General features: G+C 67.2%; 20 protein-coding genes and 1 pseudogene. 3 read left to right on the top strand and 18 right to left on the bottom strand.

All coding sequences use genetic code 11. From position 1 onward, the window contains the following. Positions 1-802: gamma-glutamyltransferase (locus VTU_RS0115725; protein WP_029554464.1), on the top strand; the 802-nt coding region annotated here is incomplete at its 5' end. Here VTU_RS0115725 and VTU_RS33670 read toward each other — a convergent pair. Beyond that, positions 784-927: a hypothetical protein gene (locus tag VTU_RS33670; protein ID WP_010105870.1), complete on the bottom strand. Its 144-nt coding sequence runs from the start codon at positions 925-927 to the stop codon at positions 784-786. The genes VTU_RS0115725 and VTU_RS33670 overlap by 19 nt on opposite strands. Before the next feature lie 112 nt (positions 928-1,039). Here VTU_RS33670 and VTU_RS27640 point away from each other — a divergent pair, with 112 nt between their 5' ends. Beyond that, positions 1,040-2,641, top strand: a complete 1,602-nt coding sequence (locus VTU_RS27640) for a trypsin-like serine peptidase (RefSeq protein ID WP_010105868.1) — start codon at positions 1,040-1,042, stop codon at positions 2,639-2,641. 407 nt (positions 2,642-3,048) lie between these two features. Here VTU_RS27640 and VTU_RS0115710 read toward each other — a convergent pair whose 3' ends face one another. The 14 genes from VTU_RS0115710 to VTU_RS0115645 all read right to left on the bottom strand — a co-directional run bounded on the left by VTU_RS0115710 (position 3,049) and on the right by VTU_RS0115645 (position 16,904). Beyond that, a complete protein-coding gene (locus VTU_RS0115710) occupies positions 3,049-3,654 on the bottom strand; it encodes a type IV toxin-antitoxin system AbiEi family antitoxin domain-containing protein (protein ID WP_010105866.1) in 606 nt (201 codons plus the stop codon). A 150-nt stretch (positions 3,655-3,804) separates the two neighbouring features. Further along, a complete protein-coding gene (locus tag VTU_RS0115705) occupies positions 3,805-4,941 on the bottom strand; it encodes an esterase-like activity of phytase family protein (protein ID WP_010105864.1) in 1,137 nt (378 codons plus the stop codon). Between the two features lie 75 nt (positions 4,942-5,016). Next, on the bottom strand, positions 5,017-5,337 hold the full coding sequence (locus VTU_RS27635) for a hypothetical protein (protein ID WP_050809526.1): 321 nt from the start codon (positions 5,335-5,337) through the stop codon (positions 5,017-5,019). Positions 5,338-5,348: 11 nt separating this feature from the next. Then, a complete protein-coding gene (locus VTU_RS0115695; RefSeq protein WP_010105860.1) occupies positions 5,349-6,545 on the bottom strand; it encodes a formate dehydrogenase subunit gamma in 1,197 nt (398 codons plus the stop codon). Positions 6,546-6,559: 14 nt separating this feature from the next. Next, positions 6,560-6,814: a hypothetical protein gene (locus tag VTU_RS27630; protein ID WP_010105858.1), complete on the bottom strand. Its 255-nt coding sequence runs from the start codon at positions 6,812-6,814 to the stop codon at positions 6,560-6,562. Continuing rightward, positions 6,811-7,440 (bottom strand): formate dehydrogenase FDH3 subunit beta, encoded by a 630-nt coding sequence (gene fdh3B, locus VTU_RS0115685; protein ID WP_010105856.1) that lies wholly within the window; start codon positions 7,438-7,440, stop codon positions 6,811-6,813. Before fdh3B ends, VTU_RS27630 begins: the two co-directional genes overlap by 4 nt. A gap of 32 nt (positions 7,441-7,472) precedes the next feature. Then, positions 7,473-10,439 (bottom strand): formate dehydrogenase subunit alpha, encoded by a 2,967-nt coding sequence (locus VTU_RS0115680; RefSeq protein ID WP_029554463.1) that lies wholly within the window; start codon positions 10,437-10,439, stop codon positions 7,473-7,475. A gap of 13 nt (positions 10,440-10,452) precedes the next feature. Continuing rightward, entirely contained in the window at positions 10,453-10,680 is a 228-nt protein-coding gene (locus VTU_RS27625) for a twin-arginine translocation signal domain-containing protein (RefSeq protein WP_010105854.1), read from the bottom strand. A gap of 145 nt (positions 10,681-10,825) precedes the next feature. After that, positions 10,826-11,461, bottom strand: a complete 636-nt coding sequence (locus VTU_RS0115670) for a TorD/DmsD family molecular chaperone (RefSeq protein ID WP_010105853.1) — start codon at positions 11,459-11,461, stop codon at positions 10,826-10,828. Next, the gene (locus tag VTU_RS0115665) at positions 11,458-13,524 is read right to left on the bottom strand and encodes a 4Fe-4S binding protein (RefSeq protein ID WP_010105852.1); all 2,067 of its coding nucleotides are present in this window, start codon (positions 13,522-13,524) and stop codon (positions 11,458-11,460) included. The genes VTU_RS0115670 and VTU_RS0115665 overlap by 4 nt, the downstream gene beginning before the upstream one ends. Continuing rightward, positions 13,484-14,140 carry a DUF3306 domain-containing protein gene (locus VTU_RS0115660; protein WP_029554462.1) on the bottom strand — a complete coding sequence of 219 codons (657 nt, stop codon included), beginning with the start codon at positions 14,138-14,140 and terminating at the stop codon, positions 13,484-13,486. Before VTU_RS0115660 ends, VTU_RS0115665 begins: the two co-directional genes overlap by 41 nt. Continuing rightward, positions 14,133-14,690 carry a DUF3305 domain-containing protein gene (locus VTU_RS0115655; protein ID WP_010105848.1) on the bottom strand — a complete coding sequence of 186 codons (558 nt, stop codon included), beginning with the start codon at positions 14,688-14,690 and terminating at the stop codon, positions 14,133-14,135. The genes VTU_RS0115660 and VTU_RS0115655 overlap by 8 nt, the downstream gene beginning before the upstream one ends. Before the next feature lie 85 nt (positions 14,691-14,775). Beyond that, positions 14,776-15,849 carry an alkene reductase gene (locus tag VTU_RS0115650; RefSeq protein WP_010105847.1) on the bottom strand — a complete coding sequence of 358 codons (1,074 nt, stop codon included), beginning with the start codon at positions 15,847-15,849 and terminating at the stop codon, positions 14,776-14,778. 158 nt (positions 15,850-16,007) lie between these two features. Beyond that, complete coding sequence (locus VTU_RS0115645) at positions 16,008-16,904, bottom strand: EamA family transporter (protein WP_010105846.1); 897 nt, start codon at positions 16,902-16,904, stop codon at positions 16,008-16,010. Between the two features lie 213 nt (positions 16,905-17,117). Here VTU_RS0115645 and VTU_RS0115640 point away from each other — a divergent pair, with 213 nt between their 5' ends. Beyond that, positions 17,118-17,678 carry a MarR family winged helix-turn-helix transcriptional regulator gene (locus tag VTU_RS0115640; protein ID WP_010105845.1) on the top strand — a complete coding sequence of 187 codons (561 nt, stop codon included), beginning with the start codon at positions 17,118-17,120 and terminating at the stop codon, positions 17,676-17,678. A gap of 31 nt (positions 17,679-17,709) precedes the next feature. Here VTU_RS0115640 and VTU_RS0115635 read toward each other — a convergent pair whose 3' ends face one another. The 3 genes and pseudogenes from VTU_RS0115635 to VTU_RS34950 all read right to left on the bottom strand — a co-directional run. Continuing rightward, positions 17,710-18,630 carry an ABC transporter ATP-binding protein gene (locus tag VTU_RS0115635; protein ID WP_010105844.1) on the bottom strand — a complete coding sequence of 307 codons (921 nt, stop codon included), beginning with the start codon at positions 18,628-18,630 and terminating at the stop codon, positions 17,710-17,712. Next, positions 18,623-19,621 carry a FecCD family ABC transporter permease gene (locus VTU_RS27620; protein ID WP_236610761.1) on the bottom strand — a complete coding sequence of 333 codons (999 nt, stop codon included), beginning with the start codon at positions 19,619-19,621 and terminating at the stop codon, positions 18,623-18,625. Before VTU_RS27620 ends, VTU_RS0115635 begins: the two co-directional genes overlap by 8 nt. 552 nt (positions 19,622-20,173) lie before the next feature. Continuing rightward, a pseudogene (locus VTU_RS34950) lies at positions 20,174-20,365 on the bottom strand (cation:proton antiporter); the annotation flags it as partial. Positions 20,366-20,379 lie beyond the last annotated feature (14 nt).

The following is a 20,379-nucleotide window of genomic DNA, read 5'->3' as shown; positions in this document are numbered from 1 at the left end:
CGTGCCCTTGGCGCAACTGCTCTCGGACGACTACAACGCCGCACGCCGGGCGCTGATCGGCGCGCACGCCTCGCAGGAGTTGTTGCCCGGCCGCATCCCCGGTTTCGAGGACCAGGCAGAGCGCGTCATGGAGACGCTGTCGCGCCTGTCCAAGGTGAGCGCGGCGGGCAGCGCGACGTCCGAGCCCACGATGGCGGATATGCAGGCCTCGGTGAAACGCGGCGACACCACCCACGTGGATGTCATCGACCGCTGGGGCAATATGGTCTCGGCCACCCCGTCGGGCGGTTGGCTTCAGTCCTCGCCGGTGATTCCCGAACTGGGTTTTTGTCTGAACACGCGCGCCCAGATGTTCTGGCTGCAAGAGGGCCTGCCGGGCACGTTGGAGCCGGGAAAGCGCCCGCGCACGACATTGACGCCTGCGCTTGCGCTGCGCGATGGCAAACCCTGTTTGGCGTTCGGCACCCCGGGTGGCGACCAGCAGGAGCAATGGCAATTGCTGTTCTTCCTGCGCCATGTGCACCACGGCTTGAATCTGCAGGAAGCCATCGACCTGCCGATGTCGCACACGCTGCATTTTCCCTCGTCATTCTCCCCGCGCGGGCGCCGGCCCGGGCATCTGGCCGTGGAAAGGAGTTTCGGACCCGAGGTCATCGAGGACCTGCGTCGCCGCGGCCACCAGATTGAAGAAATGCCCCCATGGTCCGTGGGCCGTTTGACGGCGGCCTCGCGGGATGCCGACGGCATATTGCACGCGGCCGCTACGCCGCGCCTTATGCAGGCTTACGCGGTGGGGCGCTGAGCCGAAGGCTCCCTGCGCTCCTCATCGTCCTGGATGGGGGTGAATTGCACCACCGCGCCGGCGACCAAAAACTGTCCAATTTGCGCGATCGTCGTGAGCCGCGTCTCGTCCATGTTGACCAGCATTTCCGGATGATCAATTCACCCTCACTGGAGGCATGAAACCGTCTATTGCAAAATGCTTTCTAATGTGTATTATTCGTTCTTCTTTGATGTCTTGTTATTGAGGAATTGAAAGATGAAAAAGACAGCTTTTGGAGCCCGCGTGGGCCTGCTGGGCACCATTGTGGTGGCCCTCTTGGTCGGTTGTAGTGACAGTGGGGACCAAGACAACGAGTCCTCTGTCGAAAAGGACTCGCCGGTCACCCAGGTCGATGGAAGAGTGCAACCAGCCAGTGCCGTCCAGGACGTGTCGGCCATCAAGAAGTCGCATCGTGCCGCCGTCCCGACCCCGTCTCGGATCCATCTGGGTACGCTGGTGCAGAAGAAAACCCAATCTGTCAACTCTGGCGTAGGCCCCCGCACGGTGGGCGAATCCCGCGCCGTGAGCGCCACCGAAAGCGCCGCGCAGACTTTGCAACAGTTGCATTGGCAGCCTACAGCCGGAGGAAGGCAGGTCGCGTCCATCAGCTTTTCGTCCGAAGGCGCCTATGGCCTGCGCCTGGGGGTTGTTGCCAAGCAGTTGCCCAGCAGTGCCGTGCTACGCGTGTACCGCCAAGCCGAGCCCGGCACGGTGTTCCAGATCACGGGCCAAGAGGTGCTGCAGCACATCGAGCGCAATGCGCAGGCGGGCGATGTGAGCCTTGATGGTCAAACTTGGTGGACGCCTGACTTGGACGGTGACGAGGTCACGTTGGAGGTGGAATTGCCTGCGGGGAGTGCCGTGGATGAGATCGACATCGCGATTCCCCGGATCTCGCATACCTATGAGAACTCGGACGTGCTCACGCAAGAAGAGGGGGCGGAGGAAGAAAAGCTAGTGGCCAAAATCGGCGAAATCGGCGAGTCGCAGGCATGCCACAAGGACGCTACCTGCTACGATAGCTATGTTGATCAGCGCAACGCAGTGGCGCGCATGCGGTTCATAACAGAAGGCAAATCCAGGACGTGCACCGGCACGCTGCTGAACGACAGCCAATCTTCGGGAACCCCTTACTTTTTGACCGCTTACCATTGCATTTCGACGCAGGCCCAGGCTAGTACGCTGCAGACGGACTGGTTCTACCGATCGTCCGCCTGCGGGAGCCGCACGCCGCAGAGCAACACCGTCAGCCTCACGGGTGGCGCTACGCTAGTGTATGCATCGTATACCAGCGACATTGCACTGCTCAAACTCAATGATTCGCCCCCCGCAGGGGCCTTTTTCGCGGGCTGGGATGCCAACGCCCAGTCCTTTTTCGCTCCGGTCGGGGGGTTGCACCACCCGCAAAGTGACCTGCTGAAGATCAGTCGGGGCAACCTGAACAGTTGGAAAACCTGCCCTCTCCCGGTAAGCAGCAGCCTGCTATCCTTCGTGTGCACCGGAATGACGGGCAACCACTACGAGGTCGCGTGGCGCGATGGAGCAACTGAGAATGGAAGCAGCGGCTCAGCCCTCTTCAATTCCCACAACAAGGTGATTGGCGTGTTCACCGGGGGTCTTATGACTTGCGCCACCACCCTTTTGGGGAAATCTTTCTATGGCCGGTTTGACGTGGCCTACCAAGACGGACTGAAAAATTGGTTGGCACCGGGTAGCGGGTCGCCCTATCGCATTCGTTGCAGGCATTCCTGGTTCTTCGGCCCTTCGTGTACATGGGGACGTAGACCTGATGTCACCAATGTCGGCGGCCGGCGCTAGTTGTCGCCTCATTCTGAACATCCATCGGCTGAATATCCGGTTCATCTTGAGTCGCGTTTGGAGGTTGAGGGCTACGGTCTTGATGGGTGGTCAGCTGCGCGCGTGATGTCCAGCGTGGCGGGTTGAGCACGCGAAGCGCTCGTGTGTACAGCGGCCAGGATCGCCCGCATGACGCCCTGTGCCGGTGGTCATGGTTGTACCAATGCATGTACCTCGTCTGGGTGTCCGAGAAGTTGTTGTCGGAAGCACAGGACGATGGTGCTGTGCCCGTTGGGCAGGGTCTTGCCCCAACTGATGGCCTCGATGTTGTCCAGTTTCAGCCCCTGGTCCCTGCGTCTTGGCGACGTTGAGCAGGCGCGCGCGGACGGAGGCGGCGACGTTCGCCCGATCCGGTGGACGCGCCGGGCTCATCCGATGCTCTCCAGATAGGGCCGCATCACGTTGGCGACGCGGCAGACCTTGGCGTAGCGCCAGATGTCATCGACCGATGCCTTGTTTCGCGCCCGGGCGTCCTTCAGCGCTTCCAGCGCCACGTCCAGGCCAATCTTGTTGCGGTGCTTGAAGCAGTCCGCCACGGTCTTGGCCACGGCGTACACCCGGAGCTTGACACCATCGCGTTCCACTTCCTCGATGCCTGCCGTGTAGGCATCCCCCGTGAACTGCACCATCTTGAGCGGCGGGTAGTCGATCCGGGGCGCATGACTGCCGCGCGGCATGGCGATCCAGATCTGGCGCGGCAGTTGCGTCGTCAGTTCGTGGAATTGCAGCGCGGTCAGCAGGCAGAACACGGCCTGCGGCACCTTGGTAGCGACGGCCACGAGGCTTTCATGTTCCGACCCCTGCACGTCGAACAGGCGATAGAGGCCTCGCCCCATCTTTTCCAGCAGGCCGGCAGCAGTCAGGCGCGTCAGGACGACCCGGGGCGCATCAATGGCGTCCAGGTCGCTCGCGCGCAGCAGCCCCTTCTGGCCGACCAGATCAAGGACGCGCTGGGTGTGGGTGCTCGCGAGCATGGCCGGAGTATGTTCCATTCATGCGTCGAATGCAATTTATCGAAGAAACATTGGAACATTCCCAGCATGGTCTGGCCGCAGGTCCAAGGGCTCCATTCCGGGGAGGAATGGGTGTGTTGAGGTCGGGTAGCTGTTGGAAGCCTGGGTAGGCTATGAATCCTCAAACACCTCGAACACGATGAACTGCGTCGTCTGGGTGTCCGAGAAGTTGTTGTCGGAAGCCAGGATGAGGGTGCGGTTCCCGTTGGGCAGGATCTTGCCCCAGCTGATGGCCTCGATGTTGTCCAGTTTCAGCCCCTGGTACTGGGCCGGCATTTCCAGCAGCAGCCTGCGCGTCATGGGCGTGTACGTGGCACCGGCCAGGCTGGCGAGGCCGCTCACGTCGGTGGTGGCGTCCGTGATTTCGGTGCATACCAGGCGGATGGTGTTGCCCACGCCGAAAGCAAACGCGCGCTCCACCGCGATGAACTGGCGGCCGGTCATGTCCACGGCGAGCATGTCCGACAGGCCGTTGTCCGGGCTGAACGCCGCGCCGGGCGTTCCGTCCACGGGTATCTTGGGCAGCTCGTATGCGTACTGCGCCATGGCTTTTCCGGTGACGGGGTCCAGGGCGGTCACGCGCAGCACGCTGCCCGCCTGCAAGCTCGCGGGCGGACCGTCCTGGATCAGCGCGTCCTCATTCGCCACGTACACCGTGCCATTCGGCGCCACGGCAAGGGATTCGAACACCTTGTTGCTGCGCGCCCCCTGTGTGGCGTTGTCCACGTAGTGGTAGCTCGAAGGAATGGAAAAATCGCGCACGAACCCGCCCTGCGTCGTCATCTCCCGCACAAAGGGCTGGAACCGGCTCGCAGCCGCCGCGTTCCAGTTGCCTTCGGACGCCCAGTAAAGCTGCCCGTTGCGCGCCACGCGGATGGCTTCCGGGTCCACGGTGCGCGCGGAGGAGGGAAACGCCGTGCCGTCCTCGCGCAGCATATGGATCTGCCGGTCGATCTTCACGTCCACGTTGCCGCTGGCGTCGTAGTCGATGCTGAGCTTGTAGAAGCGCGGGGTCCCGCGTTCGCCCCGGTCGTCCGATATGGCCCAGTAGCTGTTGCCCGCGTCCCAGTCCAGCCCCGAGATGCCGCCAAACTCCACCCCCTCGAACAGGGTGCCTGTGGGGATGGATGCGGAACCGAGCAGACGCAACGACGTGATCGACGGGTTGAAGCTGAGCACGGGACAACCCGTGAGCAGCAGCGCCAGCGACGCAACGATGCACCTCCATGAATGTGCAGCAAACGCCATGTGATCTTCTCCTTCGATGGATTCAAGGGAACGGAGCCTAGCCGCGCGGTATTTCCCGGGTATGACAGCCGCTGGTCAGGGCTTGGACGCAGCCGGTGCGGGCGCGGCCGGCGGGCTGGCGGCCGTGTGAACGAACGGACCCGGGTCGGTGCAGCCCGGAGCGGTGGCCCGGGCGGGCGCGGCGGACGGCGTGGTTTTGCGGTAGTGGGCGACGACCCGGTCCTGCGCCAGGCACAGCTGGTAGTTGCCGACCTTGCCGGTCCAGGCCGCCTTGGCGCTGGCTTCGGCGGCTTTGGCTGCGGCCTCGGGAGACGCCGCGGGCAGCTTGGCTGACGCCAGCTGGCAGACGCTGGCCGCGCACAGCGCCAGCACCGGGGAACGAAGGAATGGCGTCATGCCGTACGACCTCATACCTGTGCGGGCTGGCCCGCGGATGGCGTTGCGCCAGCCGCAGCGCCCGCGGGGGGACTGGCGCTGCGCTGCCGGGGGATTTTGCCGGCCTGGACGTCGGCGTACCAGAGCGCGTGGTGCTCGCGGGCCCAGCCCTCGCTCACGTAACCGGTCTTCATGGCCCGGTAGGCGCCGCGCATGCCGACGGTTCCCATGTAGATATGGCCGCAGATCAGCGCCATCATCCAGAGGGCGAGGGTGGCGTGGAGCATGTGCGCGACGTGCATCTCGCCGCGCACGTCGCCCCAGCCGGGGATCAGCCTGTCGAGCACCAGGCCCGTGAGCACGACGATGATTCCGGGGAGGGTGACACCCCACCAGAACAGGCCCTTCTCCCCCGCGTTGAAACGGTGCGAGGGAACTTCCTGGTCGCCGCCACCGAGCATGCCGCCGCCCTTGGACAACCACAGCCAGTCGGCCCGGTTGGCGATGTTGTCCTTCACGAAGGTGAGTACGACGACGAGCAGCGACACGGCAAACAGCGGGCCCATGAAGTTGTGCACGTTCTTGAGCGCGTAGGCCAGCCAGCCGAACAACGTTGCGCCCAGGATGGGCAGGAGGAGGAACTTGCCGAACGCCATGGTGATTCCGGAGACCGCGAGCGCGCAGAACGCGATCGCGTTCGCCCAGTGCGCCGCACGCTCGAAGGGGGTGAAGCGCTCGATGCCGCGCGCACCGGTCTCGGCGTGGTCGCGGCCCAATGGGCCCTTCGTGCAATAGAAGATGAGCAGCGCCAGCAGCACGATGGCGAGCAGCGCCGCGCCGTAGGGAATGATCCAGTCGTTGCGCACTTGGCGCCAGGCCTGCCCGGCGTTCGTCACGCGGGACCCGGGGTATTGCACGGTGGGCTGGATCAGGTTTCCGGCTTCGGGCGCCTGGCTCTTGGGCAGGCTGCTGTAGCCCGTCACGCCCTGCCCCACCTGGCGCCACAGGGGCGCGTTGTTGCCGGGCTGCACCCGCGCGCGCTCGGCCTGGGTCTGCGCGGCGTACCCGGGGTCCGTCTCCGCGTCCGGACCGAGTTGGAAGATGTTCTGGCTCTGGACGCCAACGGGCGCCTGGGGGGCGGCCGCTGCGGCGTCGGAAGCGGCCACCGCCGCAGGCCCCCACCAAGCCAGGGCCGCCACCAGGGTCAGGAAGCGCATGCGCTGTTTCATGGCAGACCTCCTCCTCACCGCGTGCGGCTGTATTCGTTCTGGCCGTACTGCTGGCGCGCCCTGAGCTGCGCCGCCCAAGCGGCCTGGTCCCCGGCCTTCCAGCCAGGCTGCATGAAGGGGCTGCCGGTTCCCGCGTAGGCCGGGGCGTCGCTGCGGATTCCTGCGCCGGTCTGCGGCTTTTCTCCGCAGGCGCCCAACCCGAGCAGGGCCGCGGCGGCAAGGGCAAGAGGGGCAAGAGGGGCGAGGGGGGCGAGGGGGAGACGCTTCATGGCTTGCCTCCCGCGGGTGGGTCCGTCCGGTCCGTTCCCTGCGCCGTGCCGTAGGCCGTGCCCCAGCCCCAGACCTCGGCGCCCTTGCCGCGCTGTACCACGCGGGTGCGGAAGATGTCCGCGAGCACGTCGCCATCGCCGGCGAGCAGGGCCTTGGTGGAGCACATTTCGGCGCAGACGGGGAGCTTGCCCTCGGCCAGGCGGTTGCGGCCGTATTTCTCGAACTCGGCCTGGCTGCCATGTTCCTCCGGTCCGCCCGCGCAGAAGGTGCATTTGTCCATCTTGCCGCGCACGCCAAAGCTGCCGTTCGACGGGAACTGCGGCGCACCGAACGGGCAGGCGTAGCTGCAGTAGCCGCAGCCAATGCAGATGTCCTTGTCGTGCAGCACCACGCCTTCTTCGGTGCGGTAGAAGCAGTTCACGGGGCAGACGGCCATGCAGGGCGCGTCGCTGCAATGCATGCAGGCCACCGAGATGGACTTCTCGCCGGGCACGCCGTCGTTGAGCGTGACCACGCGGCGGCGGTTCACGCCCCACGGGACCTCGTGCTCGTTCTTGCAGGCGGTCACGCAGCCGTTGCACTCGATGCAGCGCTCTGCGTCGCAGATGAATTTCATTCTTGCCATGCTGGTTTCTCCCGGTCAGCGCAGGCGGGCGCTCATGCCCGCTCCACGTTGCAGATCGTGCTCTTGGTTTCCTGCATCATGGTCACGCAGTCGTAGCCGTAGGTGGTCGCCGTGTTCACCGCCTCGCCACGCACCAAGGGCGCAGCGCCCTTGGGGTAGTAGGCCAGCATGTCGGCGCCCTGCCAGTGGCCGGAGAAGTGGAACGGCATCCACACCGTGTCCGGCGCCACGCGCTCCGTCACCAGGGCCTGCACGTTGAGCCGGGCGCCCGTGGGCGAGCTGAGCCACACGCGCTCGCCGTTGCGGATTCCGCGCTCGGACGCGGTTTGGGGGTGGATCTCGACGAACGATTCCTGCTGCAATTCGGCCAGCCAGGGGTTGGAGCGGGTCTCCTCGCCGCCGCCCTCGTATTCGACCAAGCGGCCCGAACTCAGGATGAGCGGGAACTTCTCGTGCAGTTTGTCGGCGAGGTTTTTGTCTTGCAGGCTTTTGTAGAGCGTGGGCAGGCGCCAGAAGGCTTTCTTGTCTTCGTACGTGGGGTATTTGGCGATCAGCTCGGGCCGGGTTCCGTACAGCGGCTCGCGGTGCTGCGGAATCGCGTCGGGGAAATTCCAGACCAGCGCACGCGCCTTGGCGTTGCCAAACGGATGGCAGCCATGCGCCATGGCCACCCGGATGATCGCGCCCGTGGGGTCGGTCTTCCAGTTCCGGCCTTCGGCCTTGGCCTTCTCGGCGTCGCTGAGGTCGTCCCACCAGCCGAGCTTCTTGAGCAGCACGTGGTCGAACTCGGGGTAGCCGGTGGTGATTTCGCAGCCCAGCGAGTGCGAACCGTCTTCGGCCAGCAGGTTCTGTCCCTCGCGCTCCACGCCAAAGTTGGCGCGAAAGTTGCCACCCCCCTGCATCACGTGTTTCGAGGTGTCGTACAGATTCGGCGAACCGGGGTGCTTGAGCTCGGGCGTTCCGTAGCAGGGCCATGGCAGGCCAAAGTAGTCCCCGCCGAGGTCGTAGCCGCTTTCCGGGTCCTTGCCGCCCCGCGATTGCAGCGTCTTCACGTCGAACAGGTGCATGTTGCGCATATGCGCCTTCAGGCGCTCGGGGCTCTGGCCCGTGTAGCCTATGGTCCAGACGCTGCGGTTGATCTCCCGCAGGATGTCCTCGGGAACGGGCTCGTCCAGGCCCTTGACCTTCTGCATCCCGTAGTTCTTCGAGAGCTTGTCGGCAAAGCCCAGTTTCTCGGCGAGCTGGTGCATGATCATGTGGTCCGAGCGGCTCTCCCACAGCGGGTCGATGACCTTCTCGCGCCACTGGATCGAGCGGTTCGACGCCGTGCACGAGCCGCTGGTCTCGAACTGCGTGGCCGCGGGCAGCAGGTAGACCGCGCGCTCGGGGTTCAGGTCCTCGGTCCTTCCGGGCATGGCCGCCATGGCCGCCGTGGCGGAGGGATAGGGGTCCACCACCACCAGCAGGTCGAGCCGGTCGAGCGCGCGCTTCATCTCCAGGCCGCGCGTCTGCGAGTTCGGCGCATGGCCCCAGAAAAACAGGCCGCGCAGGTTCGAGTCCTGGTCGATCAAGGCATTGTCTTCGAGCACGCCGTCGATCCAGCGCGAAACGGTGATTCCGTTCTTGCCCATCATCGCGGGCGACGCGTAGCGGCCCTTGATCCATTCGAGGTCCACGCCCCAGGCGGCCGCGAAATGCTTCCACGAGCCCTCGGCCAGGCCGTAGTAGCCGGGCAGCGAGTCGGGGTTCGGGCCCACGTCGGTCGCGCCTTGCACGTTGTCGTGGCCGCGGAAGATGTTCGCGCCGCCGCCGGACTTGCCCACATTGCCGAGCGCCAGTTGCAGGATGCACGAAGCGCGCACCATGGCGTTGCCGATGGTGTGCTGCGTCTGGCCCATGCACCACACGATGGTTCCGGGGCGGTTGGCGTTGAGCATGCCGGCGACCTTGCGCATCTGCTCCTCCTGGACCCCGCAGGCTTCCTCCACCTTGTCGGGAGTCCATTTGGCGAGCACGTCCGCGCGCACCTGCTCCATCCCGTAGACACGGTCGTGGATGTACTTCTTGTCTTCCCAGCCGTTCTTGAAGATGTGGTAGAGCAGGCCGAACAGAAAGGGGATGTCGGCTCCCGAGCGGATGCGCACGTACTCGTCGGCCTTGGCCGCGGTGCGCGTGAAGCGCGGGTCGACGACGATCATCTTGCAGCCGCTTTCCTTGGCGTGCAGCATGTGCAGCATGCTCACCGGGTGCGCCTCGGCCGCGTTGGAGCCGATGTACAGCGCGACCCGGCTGTTTTGCATGTCGTTGTACGAATTCGTCATCGCACCGTAGCCCCAGGTGTTGGCCACGCCGGCCACCGTGGTCGAGTGGCAGATGCGCGCCTGGTGGTCGCAGTTGTTGCTGCCCCAGAAGCTCACGAACTTGCGCAGCAGATAGGCCTGTTCGTTGTTGTGCTTGGACGAGCCCACGAAGTACAGGCTGTCCGGGCCGCTGGCTTGGCGCAGCGCCTGCATCCGGGCGCTGATCTCGGTCAGCGCCTGCTCCCAGCTGATGCGTTCGTACTTGCCATCGAGCAGCTTCATGGGGTAGCGCAGGCGGTACTCGCCATGGCCGTGCTCGCGCAGCGCCGCACCCTTGGCGCAGTGCGCACCCAGGTTGATGGGCGAGTCGAACACCGGCTCCTGGCGCAGCCACACGCCGTTCTCGACCACGGCGTCCACGGCGCAGCCGACCGAGCAGTGGGTGCACACGGTGCGGCGCACTTCGATTTTGCCGTCGCCGACGCCGGCCTTGGTGCCCGCGGCGTTGGACTTTTCGAGCAGCGTGATCTGCGCCGCAGCGACGCCCACCCCCACGCCCAGACCGGAGCGGCGCAGGAACGCGCGCCGGTCCATGGTCGGCAGGGCCTGCGCCAGGCCACGGCGCAGGCTGTGCACAAGGGGGGACGCAGATGTGGAGGCCCCCTGCGCGGCGGGGGAGGATTTTCTGGTCAGCAACATGGCGTGCCCGCTGTCAGACCCGGGTGGTTTCGTAGTACTGCCGCACGTGCGCCGACAGGTGGTAGCCACCGCCGCCCTCCGGCGCCCCGCGCGCGGGTTCGGACGGCGTCGCGTCCGGTGAAGGGACGGCGTGCGGGAGCGCCACCACGGCGGCTGCCGCAGCCCCTGCGGTGGCGGCGCCGCGCAAGAAGCTGCGGCGCGCGGGAGATGGATGGTGATCGGGGGGCTGGCGGTTCTGCATGGTGACTCCGGCAATGGCTGGCAGCTATGTAACGTTGTGCATACGAAGTCTATGCGATGGGCACAAGACTCTGCAAACCCGGGTTTGTATCCACCCACCACCGCGCCCCTCTTCTCCCCGTCTCTCCGCGCGCGCAGCCGTTCTTTCAGGCCCCGTCGAACATCTCGAAGCCCTGGGTTTCCACGGCCATGAAGGCCCGCGTGAACCGGGCCAGCGCGCAGTAGAAATGCGCCAGCGGGTGCGCCTGCAGCGCGTCGCACAAGGGCCGGACCCAGGGCTGCAGATGCGTTGTAAAAAAGTTGCGTTGCGCCCCCAGGGTGCAGACCGCCGGGTCGTCGCCTGCGATCAGGTAGCGCATCGCCTCGCACAGGCAGGCGATATGGTCCTCGGTTTCGGGAATCGCTTCGGCGCGCGCCAGCCCCATCCGGTCCAGGTCGCCGCGCAGGCGGGCGAGCGGCTTCTCGTTGAGAAAGCCGCTCAGGTAGTGCGATCCGTACAGGTACAGCGCGGGCTTGCCCACGCCACCAAACAGGTGCTCGAACTCCTGCGCGATCGCGGCGTCGCTGAGCGCGCGGGCCGCGTCCACCAACTGCTGCCAGGGCTCCTGCAAGCAGTCCCCGGCCTGCGGCGCCCCGGTCGGCGCACCGCGCAGCGCGGACAGCAGCGCGGCGCCGGGTGCGGCGTAGTACAGCTGCGCCAGCAGGCCGTAGAGCTCGGCGCGCGCGGCCTCCTCGTCCAGGGCCGCGCTGCTCGGCGGTAGCGGGAAGGCGCTGGTGCTCACAGGTCGGTCGCTTTCGTTTCGTGGGGAGAGGAATACAAGTCGATCACGCGGCAATCGCTGCACATCTTGATCCGCTCGCGCGCCGCGCCCTGGAACATGGCGTGGCCCGAGAGCCTGTCCAGCATGGCCTCGATGGCCTGCACGGTGCCAAACGGCTTGCCGCAGCGCACGCAGGCCCAGGGGCTGGCCTCGTTGAGCACCCGCGGCTGCGCGCGCCCGGGCGCCAGCAGCAGGCGGGGTTGCAGCCGGATCGCGTCCTCGGGGCAGGTGCTGGCGCACAGGCCGCACTGCACGCAGTTTGCTTCGATGAAGCGCAGCTGCGGCAGCTGCGGGTTGTCCTGCAGGGCGCCGGCCGGGCAGGCGCCCACGCAGCTCAGGCACAGGGTGCAGCGGTCCTTGTCGACCTCGACGCTGCCCAGCGGCGAACCCGCGGCGGGCAGCGCAATCGCCTGGGGCCGCTGCGCTGCGGGCAGGGGCGCGTGTTCGATCAGCTGCTCCAGCGCCAGCGCCAGCGTGCTGCGCTTCTCCTGCGCCACGGCAAAGCGCGCCGCCACGGCGGGGCTGCGCGCCGTCCGTCCCAGCGCCTGCAGCGCCGTGTCCAGATCGGCGGCGCTCGTGGCCCGCAGCCACTGCACGGGGGTGCCGGCGTGGCCCAGCCCGCGCCAAATGTCCTGGGCCACGTCCATCTGCGCCTGCAGGCCGTCGAGGTATTGCGGCGCCTCTTCGTGCGTGCTCAGCAGCACCAGCTGCGCCGCGCCATAGGCCAGCGCGCTGAGCCACAGGTCCAGCCCCGCGCTCGCCGTGTGCCACAGCGCCACCGGAATCACGTGGGCCGGGACACCGTGCGCCAGACCAAGCCGCGCGGCGCGGCCCAGCTCGCCCACCAGCGCCTGCCCACGGTCCTGGCTGTGCAGCAGCAGCACCGCGTCCCTGCCGCCCGCAGCGGCGTAGGTCGAGAGCAAGGTCCTGAACCGGGCCCCCAGCTGCGTGGCATCGGGGTAGGCGTACGCGAGCGCCCCCGTGGGGCACACCGTGGTGCAGGCGCCGCAGCCCACGCACAGATGCGGGTTCACCTGAATCTGCTGGTGGCTCTTGTCGCTGGCAATCGCCTCGGCCGAGCAGATGTCCACGCAGGCCTTGCAGCCCACGCTTGCGTTGCGGCTGTGCGCGCAAAGCCTTTGCTGGTAGACGAAGAACCGCGGCTTCTCGAACGCACCCACCAACTCGCGCAGCCGAAACAGCGCGGCGCTGTCGCGGCCGTCCCAGCGGAAATACCCCTGCGGCAAGGCGTGCTGCACGAAGCCGGGCCCGGCGCCGACCGCGCGCAAGTCCAGCACCAGGTCAAAGCGCTCCTGCTGCGCGCTGGCTGCGCGCTGGAAATCGATGGCCCCTGCGGCCTGGCACTGCTGCACGCAGCTGCGGTGCGCGCGGCAGGCGGACAGGTCGATCTGGTAGTCGAGCCCGATGGCGTTCTCCGGGCAGGCGGCCACGCAGGCGTTGCAGCGCGTGCACAGGTCCAGGTCGATGGGGTTGTCGGCCTGCCACTGCAAATCAAAGGCCCCGAGCCAGCCCGTCAGCCCCGTGATGCGCCCGCCGAGCACCGGATGCCGCCGTGCCTGCGCGCCGCCTGCGCTTCCCGGACCCTGCGTGAACAGGGTCACGTCGAGCACGTCGCACAGCAGGGCCGCTGCCTGTTCGGCGGCGTCCAGCGGGCCGATGATCAGCAGCCGGCCCGTGCTCTGGTAGCTCACCGTGGGAACGGGGGGCGGGTCGGGCAATCGGGCCGCAGCGAGCAGGGCCGCGATCTTCGGGCTGGCCTGCGCGGCGTCGCGGCTCCAGCCGCCGGTTTCGCGGATATTCACGAAGCGGATCGGCGCCACCGCCCCTTCGGTCTGCAAGCCCAGTTCGGCAAACAGGCGCTGCTCCTGCGTGCAGGCCACGAGCACCTCCTGGTCGCTGCGGATGGCCTTCTGGAACGCCCCCGCGTCGCGCCGGCACAGCGTGGAATGCAGGCTCAGGTCCTCATGCAATGCCCGGCCCAAGGCCTTCGCGTCGAGGGGCATCGTCCGGTTGCAGTCGCAGATCAGTGTGGTCATGTTCGGATTGGCTCGCTGACATGGCCACCGCACCGGTGGGGGCGGCGGCCAAGTCGGGCTTGCTGGTGGGTAGGGGAGTGGGAATGGCCTTGCACGGGGGAGGCCGTGCCCTGTCCGGGGTCGTCGCCTCCTGCGCACCGTCCCGGGTCGGGGGGAGCGCAGGGGCCATTGCGTTGCCGTCCGTCCCTCCCCCGAAGAAGCCCATGGCCCGGGCGCTGGCCATCTTGCGCAGCATGCCCTCGGGCAGCGGGTCGGGCTGGGTGTAGTCGCCGACGTAGATGTCGAGCCCGTCCATCACGTTGAAATGCGGATCGGCAAACAGCTTTTTCAGCGCCAGATTGCGCACCTCGGGCGAGACCGCGCGCGCCAGAAAGGGCTTGAAGTCGGACGCGGGCGTCAGCGCCTGCGCGTCGACCAGCGAGGGGGGTGGCGGCGGGGCCTCGGGCACCTGCGGCGGCGGTTCCCTCTGCTCCTCCGGGGCCTGCGCTGCGGGCATGGCCACGGGCGCCGGCTCCTGCACCGGCCTGCCGACGCGCACGTCCTGCTTGCGGCGCGACCAGCGCCCCAGGAATCCGTCAAGCATGGTCATCACCGCCCGCACCACCGCCCCGCCCTTGCGTGGGCACCGGGGCGGGGTTGCCAAACCGGTCGTGCAGCGCGCGAAAGCTGTCGGGGCGCTTGCGGCGCCTGGGTTCGGGCCGGTAATGCGCGGCCACGAAGGCGCGCAGGACCTGCAGCACCTCGGGCGCCGCGGGCAGTTGCTCCACGGTTTCCTGCGCGTCCAGCCAGCGGCCCGCGTCGTGGTAGCTCAGGCTCACCTGCACGGGGCGGGCGAGCGCGACCCCGTCCGCGCCCGGGTCCTCATCCGGGCGCCACAGAACGAACCAGCACGGGGCCGGGGAACAGAGGTTCAGGTAATAGCCTTCGGCGTCGTCGCGAAACAGTTCCACGAGAAAACCCGGGAACAGCCAGCGCTGCCCGCGCGCGTCGTCCGGGAGCCGGCGCGGCTGCGTGCCAAACGCCGGGTCATGCTGCAACACCTCGGCCAGCGACCAGCGCCAGACCTGCCAGCGGTGGTCGATGCGCTCGCAGCGCATGATCACGGCAACGTCGGTATGCGGGCGCTCGGTCATGGGCCAAGACTTTACTCCGCAACCGCCTCGATCACCGCGATAGCGCATGTGCCCCGAGCGCGCGCCCGGGGCCGTTTGCCGAGCGCTACTCCTGCAAGACCGGGTAGTCCGTATATCCCCTGTCTCCCCCTGCATAGTAGGTATCTGGATCCGCGGCATTGAGCGGTGCGGGGCGGCGCAGCCGGCTGACCAGATCGGGGTTGGCCAGGAACAGCGCGCCAAGACTCACAGCGTCTGCCAGACCCTCGCGCAGCACCGGCTCGATGCTCTGCGGGGCGGCGGGCCAGCTGTTTGCGTCCGCATGCGGGTTGAGTATCAGGGCGCCACTCCAGTGCCTGCGGATGTCCTGGGTCTGCGCCCTGTTCCCCGCCTCCATGACGTGCAAGTAGGCCAGGGCTGGCAGTTGGGGCACGAGTGCACGGTAGAGCAACTCGGTGTCGCCTTCCTGGATGTCGTTGTAAGGGTTTCCCGGCGAGATGCGCACACCCGTGCGGTCGGCGCCGATGGCCGCGCTCACCGCGTGCAGCACGTCCAGGGTGAAGCGCACCCGGTTGGCGACACTGCCGCCGTATCCGTCCTCGCGCGTATTGCAGTTTTGCGCCATGAACTGGTGGAGCAGGAACCCATTGCCCGCGTGGACCTCTACGCCGTCGAAGCCCGCGTCGCGGGCGTTGACGGCCGCTTGGGCAAAGTCGCGGCAAGTCTGCTCGATCTCGGCCAGGCTGAGCGCACGCGGAACCGGGTAGGGCTGGGGACCACTGGGCGTGTGCGCCTGACCAGCGGGAGCCAGCGCCGAGGGCCCTACGGACTGGTGCGCAGTCGCATACAGCGACGGATGGCCGACCCGCCCCGCATGCATCAGCTGCGCGACGATTCTTCCCCCCGCCAAGTGCACCGCCTGCGTCACCTCGCGCCACGCAGCCACCTGCCGGGGCGCGTGCAGGCCGGGCGTATTCATGAAGCCCTGTCCGACTTGGCTGGGCTGCGTTCCTTCCGAGATGATCATCCCGGCACTCGCGCGCTGGGCGTAGTAGCGCGCCATGGAGGCAGGGGCCTCGCCGCTTGGCGTCGCGCGGTTACGGGTCATCGGCGCCATCACCAGGCGGTTTGCAATGGGAATGGCGCCCAAGGTCGTGGGTTCAAAAGTGCGGTCGGTCATGCGCAGGTTTCCTTTTCAATAGTTTGTTGGCGGTACTTGGGGCATGGGCGGCTGCCAGCAGACCGCCCGTCTCGGCCGTGCTGATCCGCACGGCCTGCCTGGTGTGCGCGGTGTGGTGCGCGCGGTGCGGCCACCCGTGGCCGTGTCCACCGCGCGCATCAGGAACTTGGATCAGATGCCGCGGTCGCAGCATCCCGGGCCTGTGCCAGCACGACCGCGCCGACGACGCAAGCCGCACCCAGCAGCTGGGTCGGGCCCAGGCCTTGGCCCAGGTACACAAAGCCCAGCAGCGCTGCCGATAGCGGGCTCAGCAGCGAGAGGAAGGACAGCGACAACGCCGGCATGCGCTCGATGCCCCGAAACCACAAGGCATAGGCCAGAAGCGCACCGATCACCGACAGGTATCCGAAGCCCATCCAGTTCGCCGCGCTGAGGCCGGCCGGCAGCCCCTCACCAAGCAGCATCACGGGCAACAGCACGGCGCCGCCGATGCCGAGCTGCCACCCGGTGTAGGTCATGACGCCCACACCGGAAGGACGTCCCCAGCGCTTGGACAGCACCAGCCCCAGGGCCATCGACAGCGCCCCCGCGCCCCCCGCCGCAATGCCCACGCCATCGAAGCGTGCGCCAGGCTGTAACGCCACCAGGCCCACGCCCGCGACGGCGAGCACGCAGGCCAGCAACTGCACCGGAACAAAGGCCCGGCCCAACAGCAGGGTCCCCAGAATGAGCACGATCACGGGCTGAGAGGACAGGATCAGCGCCGCAACCCCGCCGGGCAGGTGATACGCAGCCACGAACAGCAAATAGAAGAAGGCACCGATGTTGAGCACCCCCAGCACCGCCATGCGCCACCACCACGCGCCCCGGGGCAGGCGCCCGCCCAGCGCCACGAGCAGCAGACCGGCGGGCAAGGCACGCATCACTGCGGCGAGCAGCGGACGGTCCGCGGGCAACAACTCGGTGGTGACCAGGTACGTACTGCCCCAGACGATGGGCGCGATTGCCGTGAGCAGCAGGTCGACCCAGGAAACGCGCGGTGGACCCCGGCTCATGCTGGCCTCCGGGGAGCGGTGCGGAAAGTCATTCCTTCGGCGCACGCCATGCAGTAGTTGATCAGCATACGGTTTTCCTTGCGGTTTCATGAGAAGCGCGATGACGTTCGCCCCATGGGCGCGTTCACTCGCAGCCAGAAGGCTGGACATGCATTTATCTTGATGTCAAGATAGAGCACATTGTGTATAAAAACTATCTTGAAGTCAAGACATATGCCCACCCGGACCAACGACCGACTGCCAGACGCAGTGGATGCCATCCTCGACCAATGGGCGCGCGAGCGCCCCGACCTCGACGTCAGCCCCATGGGGCCGATCGGGCGCCTCAAGCGATGCGCCGCGCTGCTCGGACACCACCTGGAGGCTTGTTTCGCGGACTTCGGCCTGAGCCTGTGGGAATTCGACATGCTCGCCACGCTGCGGCGCTCCGGTGCGCCCTACCGCCTCTCGCCAACGGAGCTGTTTTCAACGCTGATGGTGACCTCCGGAACGATGACGCACCGGCTCAAACGCCTGGAGACCAACGGACTCGTGCAGCGGGTGCCGAGCGCGCTGGACGCACGCAGCATGCTCGTTCAGCTGACCCGCAAGGGGCTGCGCTTGATCAATCGCGCGGTCGAGGCGCACGTGGAGAACGAACGCGGTCTTCTCTCCGCGTTGCCCGCCACCGTACGGGCCGATCTCGACCACCACCTGTCCGTGCTGCTCTCGACTTTGGAGCAAAGCAGCAGCGCTCGCGAAGACCCCCACGGGGAGGCAGAGAGAGGCGCGTGAGCGCGTGCCCTGCCCCGCGAAACTGCGCCCCTCAAACCCGGCGGCGCGCGCGAAGGGAAGGCGCATCCACCCGGTGGACCCCGGCGCCCGTCCACTCCGGCAGCGACAGCGCCCGCTCCACCAACACCACGCAGGCTTGCCCGGCGCTGCGTTCGACGCGGGCCTCGATGCCGTAGGCCGCGCGCAGCAGCTCCGGCCGCAGCACCGCATCCGGCGCACCCTCGGCCAGCAGGCCGCCCGTGCACGCAACCCAGGGCGGCCCCGCCACGGCGCCCGCCCCCCGTTGCAAACAAGCCGTCCCGGGGGCGCCCAGAAGCACCAGGCGATCGCAGTGGCGCGCGGCAAGATTCAGGTCGTGCATGGCCACGCAGACGATCGCGCCGCGCTCACGTGCCGCCTGGCGCAGCGCCTGCAAGGTGAGCATCTGCCAGCGCAGGTCCAGTGCGCTGGTCGGTTCGTCGAGCAGCATGAGCGGCGCGCGGCGCACCAGCGCCTGCGCCAAGCCGACCATTTGGCGCTGCCCGCCGGAGAGTTGGTCGAGCCGCCGCAGCGCCAGCGGCAGCAACTGGAGTTCGGTGAGCACGGCTTGCAGCCGGGCCTCGCGTTCGCCGACCCGCAGATCGGGGCGGGTCGCCCGCAGCGCGCCGGCAATGCTCTCCAGCACCCGCAGCGTGGAGGCTTGCGGCAGCACTTGCGGCAGATAGGCCACGTGGCGCAGATGGTGGTCGCGCGGGCACCGCAGCAAGTCCAGGCTGCCCAAGCGCACCTCGCCCTGGACCGGCAGCAGGCGTGCGCAGGCGCGCAGCACAGTGGACTTGCCCGCGCCGTTCGGCCCGAGCAGGCCGATCATGCTGCCGGGCGCGGCCGGCGCCAGCGACAGCTGCGACAGCACGCGGCGGCTGCCGTAGCCCGCATCCAGCGCATGGATGCAGAAGCCGGCGCCGTCATTCATGGGCCGACGCACTGCGGCGCAACAGCAGCAGCATGAACATCGGCACGCCGATCAGCGCCGTGACGATGCCGATCGGCAGCACCACCCCCGGCACGACGCTCTTGCTGAGCACCGAGGCGCCGCAGACCATCAGCGCCCCGGACAGCGCGGCGGCGGGCAGGTAGTGCCGGTGGTCCTCGCCGACCAGCAGGCGCGCGACGTGCGGAGCCACCAGGCCCACGAAGCCGATGGTGCCGACAAGGGACAGCGCGGTGGCCGTGACCAGGCTGATGCGCAGCAACACCAGCACGCGCAGGCGTTCCACCGGCAGACCCAGGCTGCGCGCCTGCTCGTCCCCGCCGCGCAACACGGTCAGGGTCCAGGCGTCGCGGGCGGCCCATGGGCCGGCCAGCGCCAGCACGGCGGCCAGCAGCGCGACCTTGGTGCCGCTGGTGCGGCCCAGGCTGCCCATGGTCCAGAACACGATCTGCTGCAGCGCGTCGTTGTCGGCGATGTACTGCAGCAGCCACAGCAGCGACTCCAGGCTGAACATCAGGGCGATGCCGAACAGCACCACGGTCCCGGTGCCGGCGCCCTGGCGCCAAGCCAGCCAGACGATCAGCAAGGTGGCGAGCAGCGCGCCGGCAAAGGCGCCGACCGTCAGCGCGAGGTTTTCACTCCACAGCGTCCAGGTCCAGCCACTGATCGCCACCGCAGAGGCGCCCACACTGGCCGCTGCCGACAGCCCCAGTGTGAAAGGACTGGCCAGCGGATTGTTCAGCACCGTCTGCATCTCGGCCCCCGCCAGCCCCAGCGCCGCGCCCACCAGCACCGCCAGCAGCGCGCTGGGCAGACGCACCTGCCACAGGATCACGCGCTGTTCCAGCGGCAGTGCCCCGGGCTGCCACAGACCCGTCAGCAGCTGCGTCCAGGGAAAGCGCGCCGGGCCGGTGGAAATGTCCAGCGCCAGCAGCGAGAGCAGCACCAGCAGCAGCCCGGCCAGCGCAGCCAAGCGCCGCCGCACCAGGCGCCGGTTTGGCGCCGCTCGCGTTGGCGGCGCTCGCGCCCCGGGTCCGCCAGGGGCTTGGCAGCGCCTTCCTCCAGGCTGCCGGCCGTGAGCAGCAGACGCCGGCCGTCATCGCCGCCGCCCGCAGGGCGCTGCAGGAAGCGGTCGCGGTGCACCAGGATGGCTCGATCGCCCCACCAGATCGAAGGGCTGGCAGCGCAGTAGCGTTGGAACAGCGCCGGGGTCGGCTGAACAGCGCGTCAGCAGCCCACCGAACGAGTGGCCGAACAGCGTTTGCTACGTGGCGTTGATTGGCAGTTGGTGCGCAAGCCAAGTCTGCGTATGACCGACTTGCCCACCCGGGTGACCAATTCTTGGACCCGAACGACCAACTGTCCAATCAATGCATCCTTGTGCTCAAGCAATGCGTCCTTCTCTTGGAGCAATGCATCCTTCTCCTCGTGACTCAACGCTGAAGTTTCTGGGCGACATGGGGCAAGTATTACGCATCACCGATTCATATGCCGGATGCCAGGCAGTTACAATTAAAGAAGGTCATTATTTTGACTTGGAAATTAGCGATTTCATTCGTTGCAGCTTCGGATATGTTACCGGCACTGCTAACATAGTACTGACAACTGCCATTAATAAAAGCGCAGTAAATGTTTCATTGGTGATGATATTTTTGCCCAGTAAAACATTAACGAAAATAATCATAATTAGAGCTTTTGTCTGTAGCAACCATCCAATCTATGATCCAGTAG

Origin of the sequence: Verminephrobacter aporrectodeae subsp. tuberculatae At4 (assembly GCF_000193225.1) — a bacterium.
Classification (GTDB): Bacteria; Pseudomonadota; Gammaproteobacteria; order Burkholderiales; family Burkholderiaceae_C; genus Acidovorax; species Acidovorax aporrectodeae.
This window is presented reverse-complemented; position numbering and strand designations above follow the sequence as displayed.

What these genes read in the sequence shown, in the direction of transcription:
- VTU_RS0115695 (WP_010105860.1), bottom strand. Translation starts at nt 6,545, where the DNA reads ATGAAACAGCGCATGCGCTTCCTGACCCTGGTGGCGGCCCTGGCTTGG.
- VTU_RS0115640 (WP_010105845.1), top strand. Translation starts at nt 17,118, where the DNA reads ATGCCCACCCGGACCAACGACCGACTGCCAGACGCAGTGGATGCCATC.
- VTU_RS33670 (WP_010105870.1), bottom strand. Translation starts at nt 927, where the DNA reads ATGCTGGTCAACATGGACGAGACGCGGCTCACGACGATCGCGCAAATT.
- VTU_RS0115655 (WP_010105848.1), bottom strand. Translation starts at nt 14,690, where the DNA reads ATGACCGAGCGCCCGCATACCGACGTTGCCGTGATCATGCGCTGCGAG.
- VTU_RS0115705 (WP_010105864.1), bottom strand. Translation starts at nt 4,941, where the DNA reads ATGGCGTTTGCTGCACATTCATGGAGGTGCATCGTTGCGTCGCTGGCG.
- VTU_RS0115635 (WP_010105844.1), bottom strand. Translation starts at nt 18,630, where the DNA reads ATGAATGACGGCGCCGGCTTCTGCATCCATGCGCTGGATGCGGGCTAC.
- VTU_RS0115680 (WP_029554463.1), bottom strand. Translation starts at nt 10,439, where the DNA reads ATGTTGCTGACCAGAAAATCCTCCCCCGCCGCGCAGGGGGCCTCCACA.
- VTU_RS0115665 (WP_010105852.1), bottom strand. Translation starts at nt 13,524, where the DNA reads ATGCCCCTCGACGCGAAGGCCTTGGGCCGGGCATTGCATGAGGACCTG.
- VTU_RS27625 (WP_010105854.1), bottom strand. Translation starts at nt 10,680, where the DNA reads ATGCAGAACCGCCAGCCCCCCGATCACCATCCATCTCCCGCGCGCCGC.
- VTU_RS0115645 (WP_010105846.1), bottom strand. Translation starts at nt 16,904, where the DNA reads ATGAGCCGGGGTCCACCGCGCGTTTCCTGGGTCGACCTGCTGCTCACG.
- VTU_RS0115710 (WP_010105866.1), bottom strand. Translation starts at nt 3,654, where the DNA reads ATGCTCGCGAGCACCCACACCCAGCGCGTCCTTGATCTGGTCGGCCAG.
- VTU_RS27640 (WP_010105868.1), top strand. Translation starts at nt 1,040, where the DNA reads ATGAAAAAGACAGCTTTTGGAGCCCGCGTGGGCCTGCTGGGCACCATT.
- VTU_RS0115660 (WP_029554462.1), bottom strand. Translation starts at nt 14,140, where the DNA reads ATGCTTGACGGATTCCTGGGGCGCTGGTCGCGCCGCAAGCAGGACGTG.
- VTU_RS27635 (WP_050809526.1), bottom strand. Translation starts at nt 5,337, where the DNA reads ATGACGCCATTCCTTCGTTCCCCGGTGCTGGCGCTGTGCGCGGCCAGC.
- VTU_RS0115650 (WP_010105847.1), bottom strand. Translation starts at nt 15,849, where the DNA reads ATGACCGACCGCACTTTTGAACCCACGACCTTGGGCGCCATTCCCATT.
- fdh3B (WP_010105856.1), bottom strand. Translation starts at nt 7,440, where the DNA reads ATGGCAAGAATGAAATTCATCTGCGACGCAGAGCGCTGCATCGAGTGC.
- VTU_RS27630 (WP_010105858.1), bottom strand. Translation starts at nt 6,814, where the DNA reads ATGAAGCGTCTCCCCCTCGCCCCCCTCGCCCCTCTTGCCCCTCTTGCC.